The following is a 5,002-nucleotide window of genomic DNA, read 5'->3' on the forward strand; positions in this document are numbered from 1 at the left end:
ACAGGGAAATTGCATGTTGCAACCGCCCTTGGCATTCAGGCCATCGAGCATCACCGTAAGCGCGTCCGCTTCTTCTCGACGGTTGAACTGGTCAACGCACTGGAGCAGGACAAGGCCCAAGGCAAGGCCGGGAAGATCGCTGAGGCGCTGGTCAAAACCGACTTGGTGATCCTGGATGAGCTGGGATATCTGCCGTTCAGCGCCTCCGGCGGCGCGTTGCTCTTCCATCTTCTGAGCAAGCTGTATGAACGCACCAGCGTCATCATCACCACCAACCTGAGCTTCAGTGAATGGGCCAGCGTCTTTGGCGATGCCAAAATGACCACAGCACTGCTCGATCGTCTCACACATCGCTGCCACATCCTCGAGACCGGCAATGACAGCTACCGCTTCAAGGCCAGCTCCGAAACAGCGAAGAAAAAGCGAAAGGAGGCAACAGCATTGACGCCATCATAACCAGCAGATCATAACGGCTGGGTGGGTCAGATCTCGATGAAAATGCCGGGTCAGTTCTCAATGACAATCAACACGCTGGCCACAGCTCAGTTGGGAAGCGCGGTTTACGCAACGCCTCCGCCCAAGAACTCGGTGGTAGATCCGATGAAGGCGGCAGGATCGTCCGCGCTGCGTTCCTCAGTTTTCGAGCGCAAAGCGCTGTTACAACATCGGCATAGACAACCTCACGAGCCGATCCGTTCTCGTAAATGTCGGCTCGCAGCTCTGCGCATATGGCGCGAATTTCCTGTTCAGCATCAGCCTGAAGGCTGAAGTGCCGTGTCAAGGCATTCAAAAGCCGATTTCCAAACCGGGTGTGCCGCGATGCGCCTTCGATGGGGCCCGCATCGCCCAGGAGTATGTGCCAAGCCACACGTGCGAGCCCATGGCCCAGTTCCAGCTCTGGAGCTTCCGATCGGCGGGCGACAACGACTGCACTTCCGACGCTGTCGCATAAGTAGTAGGACACAGCACAGAGCAAAGAGAACTCCGTGGTGAGTTCGACCCTGAGCTGCGCCTCAAGAAATGCGTCGAAAAACGATGCGGAGAACCTCACCATCTGCTCAATCGAGCCGTCATCCTCTTCCCAAGCCGCAGGAACAACAGGACCCTCTTCCCCGTATACGAAGCGATCTGAAATGGCAGCTGCCGCGTCGTGTAAAATCCCAACCGCCAATGGAAAGAGAGTCTCAGGCGCTCGCCTGAACGGGACGTAGTCTTCTTCAGCTGCACGATACTCGTGCATCTTTGCGCGTGCTTGAATGGTGGCAAGGATAAGTCGTGATTCCCGCTCAGGCCTCATTCGCAGCCCTCAAATAAAGTGCGTGAACTAAGTCCATCATAGATGTCCCTGTAATGATAATGAGCCTGAGGCTTTCACCGTTTGGGTGCTCTGATGCATCGGCCTCAACAAGTGCCATCTCTTCAAAAATATCGTCATCCAGTATCGCGACTGCGGCATTTGTGCGCTTAAATGGTCTGTCTCCCCCATTTTGAAACCGCCCGATTTTCAGCGCTTCGTCTCGGTTTATCTTGAGAAGCCGCTGCTTTATGGTGCTCAATGACATCGCTTCCCGGACGAGATCTTTCCCGGAGTCGTTAATCGCTTGCTGTAACCGATTATCTTTTGTCGGCCGAAATCCAGCCTTGGCCTCGATCACCAGCAATTCGTCGTCAAAACTTGGTTGTTCACCCGCAAACATGAACCCGATGACATCAGTCCCATTCGACGGAACGTTGCGGTTTTCACGCTCCTCATACCTGCCATGCCGCGGGCACCAATATCCCAAGACATACTCAATGAAATCTGCCACGAGGATTTCCCCGAAGTCACCAGCTCTTGTGCTGGGCCCGGGAGCTTTCGCGGCGTCTGGGAATTTAATTTGCGTCAGGAAGTCAGAATTGGTTAGCCCCGTATCCAAGACCAGATCCGGCAGATCTTCATCGCGGCAGTAATGCTGCCGGTAATGGGTCGCCCAATCTGAAAGGATTGCGGGATGATCGCAGTGCTGCAAAATCCAGATTTCGGCTTTGCGGCCATCTGCCGTTTCAATGACCTCGCCGGTGTCCTCGAGCCACGCCACATGAGCTGGTGCTGCCAAAATTCTAACGTCCTTTTAAGTAACAAATTTTGCACAGAAAACTTACGTTCCTGAGCGCCCACTCGAAATTAGGTTCTGAGATTACTTCGCTCGATGCAAGCCCAGTTCGTCTACTTTCGCAGATCGGCCAATCGTCATGATGACCCTGCTACAATCTAACTTCATGTCGGCTTGCTCGTTTTTGCGCCGTTATGGGCGTTTAGAGACTTTAATACTTGAATTGGGCTACTGTGACCGACTCTATGTCGATCTTGACTGGCGTTTGTTGGAAAGGCTGGTTTGGGTCGGGAGAGGCCGTGCCAGGTCGGCCTGTCGAACGACGGCTCTGGTGAAGGTTTTCTGATGCGGGTCGCGGCGATACGCTGCGCATTTGCGCGACCACGACCCGCGTTGGAAAACCTCCCAAGGAGGAAGCCGCGGGGGTCTTGGTGCGATCTATGGGGAAAGTGCTGGGACGGTTGAGGCGACGGCTGTGTCAGGGGTGCGGCTGAAGGTGCGCGTAACGGCTGAGCCGGTCGCAGAAGCGGCCGAACATGCTGACACCGCTGTGCAGATTGTGGTGCTTTCCGTCGTTTTTCGCGCCGCGGAGCGATAAGCGCATACGGGCTGGGCCGGGTCTGCGGGCAGCAGCCAGTGGCGGTTCGAGACAAATGACAGGCGGTGCGTCATGCGGCCTGCTCCCTCGGAGGTGCGCGCGACATCGGCTTTTGCCCGCGACGGAAGATCTCGATGATGCGCATGGGTCCGCCGCAGCAGGGGCACGGTTCGCGCAGGGTGAGTGGTATGATCTCGGTGCTGCGTTCTGACGCGGCGGCCTTGTCCGGGCGCTGGACACATAGCAGGGCGCGGATCGTGGTGATGTTGGCCTTGCGGTCGCGCTGGCCAGTAATCCGTAGTGCCGGATGCGGTGGAACCCGTCGGGCAGAACATGGATCAGGAAGCGGCGAATGAACTCGGGCGTGGCCAGGCGCATGACCTTTTGGCGGTCGCCGGATTTGATGCGGTAGTCCTTCCAGCTGAAGGCGACAGTTTGGGCATCGGCGCTGACCAGGCGGGCGTTCGAGATTGCCACCCTGTGGGTGTATCGGCTCAGGTAAGCTAGCACGGCCTCGGGACCGCCGAAGGGTGGCTTGGCATAGACGACCCACTCGGATTTGCGGAATGGAGCGAGCCAGTCAGTGAAGGCATCAACCTGCGCCAACCGTTCGAGTTCGCCAAAGAAGACCAGTTTCCCGGTTCGGTGCAAATCCATCAGCCCTTCCAGAAACAGGCGCCGAAACAGCCGCGACAAAACTCGCACATGCAGGAAGAATCCCGGGCGGCAGGCGACCCACTTGGTGCCCTCAGGCGACAGGCCGCCGCCGGGGACGATCATGTGGATGTGCGGGTGGTGGGTGAGTGCCGAGCCCCAGGTGTGCAGCACGCTGGTCAAACCCACCCGCGCGCCCATGCGCTTGGGATCGGCCGAGATTGTCATCACCGTTTCGGCGGATGCCTTGAACAGCAGCCCATAGACCGCCTTCTTGTTCAGTAGGCGATCTGGGCGATCTCGGCCGGCATAGTGAAGACGACGTGGAAGTATTCCACGGGCAGCAGGTCCTCGGCGCGCGCCTCCATCCAGTCGCGCGCCGCGGGCCCCTGGCACTTGGGGCAGTGCCTGTTTTTACAGGAGTTATAGGCGATGTGATGGTGGCCGCACTTGGCACAGCCAGCCACATGCCCGCCGAGCGCCTCGGTTCGGCAGGCTTCAATCGCTGACATCACCTTCAACTGGGACAGGCTGACATGCCCCGCATTGGCCTGCCGCCACGCAGGACCAAGGGCTCGGAAGATGTCAGCGATCTCCAGTTTACGCCGGGGCATCCCGGCGTCTGGTCACTCCAGGCTTCGCTTCACCGTCTGATCCTGCAACTTGGCCAGCATCTCGTAGGGGCTGACGGTGTCGCGGATCGTCTTGGTGGCCACATGGGTGTATCGCGCGGTGGTCGTCAGCTTGGCGTGGCCGAGCAGCACTTGGATCACCCGCACGTCGGTGTTCGCCTCCAAAAGGTGGGTGGCAAAGCTGTGCCGCAAGGTGTGCAGGGTCGCGGGCCTCTTGACCCCGGCCATATGCTTGGCCGAGGTGAAGGCGCGGTTCAGCTGGCGCGGTGAGATCGGGTTGATCTTGGGCTTGCCCGGAAATAGCCAGCCTTCGGGACGTGCCTCGCGCCACCAGGCCCGCAACAATTCCAGTAATCCGGGCGATAGCATCACCTTGCGGTCCTTCTGACCCTTACCCAGTTCTACATGGATCAGCATCCGGTCGCTGTCGATGTCGCCGATCTTGAGGTTGCAGACCTCGGCGGCCCTCAGCCCGGCGCCATAGGAAATGCTGAGGGCGGCGCGATACTTGAGCCCAGGCCCGGGCGCTGCCATCAGGATGTCTGATACCTCTTCGACACTGAAGACCACGGGCAGTTTGCGCGGCTCCGTGCGGAATTGCATGTAGCGCTTCATCTCCTCCCGCCCGCAGGTCATACCGAAAAAGAAGCGCAGCGCCACGATGCGCGTGTTGAAGGTCGACGGGGTCACCCCGGTATCCGACATGTGGAGCTGATATGCGCGCAGGTCCTCTGGCGTCGCCGTGTCGGGTGATCGTCCGAGGAAAACGGCGAAATCCTTGATCGCACGGATGTGGGACTTCTGCGCCTTGTCCCCCATTCCACGGATGCGCATGTCTTCGATCATCCGCTGGCGCAGCGGGGTTACTTTCTCTTCTGTCATGGGAACCTCCTGTCTGATGATTGAGAAGACCCCAATCGTCAGGCAGGTCGGTCAAAACGCAAAATGCGCACCACTTTGGGGGCGTGTCACGCCATTAGCCAAATGCACCAATGCCGCGAAGCGGCTTCGTCCAAGGGCCGATC

At 58.6% G+C, this 5,002-nt stretch carries 4 protein-coding genes and 1 pseudogene; 1 reads left to right on the top strand and 4 read right to left on the bottom strand.

Features of this window, described 5'->3' with window-relative positions:
• Window positions 1–456: ATP-binding protein (locus tag AKU79_RS08600; protein WP_197087262.1), on the top strand; the 456-nt coding region annotated here is incomplete at its 5' end.
• Window positions 457–523: 67 nt separating this feature from the next.
• On the opposite strand, the gene AKU79_RS08605 is transcribed toward AKU79_RS08600, so the two are convergent.
• From AKU79_RS08605 to AKU79_RS08620, 4 genes and pseudogenes are all read right to left on the bottom strand, one after another.
• Window positions 524–1,297 carry a hypothetical protein gene (locus tag AKU79_RS08605; protein ID WP_231580131.1) on the bottom strand — a complete coding sequence of 258 codons (774 nt, stop codon included), beginning with the start codon at window positions 1,295–1,297 and terminating at the stop codon, window positions 524–526.
• Window positions 1,287–2,096: a hypothetical protein gene (locus AKU79_RS08610; protein WP_050523197.1), complete on the bottom strand. Its 810-nt coding sequence runs from the start codon at window positions 2,094–2,096 to the stop codon at window positions 1,287–1,289. The genes AKU79_RS08605 and AKU79_RS08610 overlap by 11 nt, the downstream gene beginning before the upstream one ends.
• Before the next feature lie 665 nt (window positions 2,097–2,761).
• Window positions 2,762–3,959, bottom strand: a pseudogene (locus tag AKU79_RS08615) (IS91 family transposase).
• A gap of 12 nt (window positions 3,960–3,971) precedes the next feature.
• Entirely contained in the window at window positions 3,972–4,859 is an 888-nt protein-coding gene (locus AKU79_RS08620) for a tyrosine-type recombinase/integrase (RefSeq protein ID WP_050521776.1), read from the bottom strand.
• Window positions 4,860–5,002: the final 143 nt, after the last annotated feature.

The sequence above is a fragment of the Pseudorhodobacter wandonensis genome (assembly GCF_001202035.1).
Classification (GTDB): domain Bacteria; phylum Pseudomonadota; class Alphaproteobacteria; order Rhodobacterales; family Rhodobacteraceae; genus Pseudorhodobacter; species Pseudorhodobacter wandonensis.

Coding starts and splice junctions, on each gene's coding strand:
- AKU79_RS08605 (WP_231580131.1), bottom strand. CDS start 1,297: ATGAGGCCTGAGCGGGAATCACGACTTATCCTTGCCACCATTCAAGCA.
- AKU79_RS08620 (WP_050521776.1), bottom strand. CDS start 4,859: ATGACAGAAGAGAAAGTAACCCCGCTGCGCCAGCGGATGATCGAAGAC.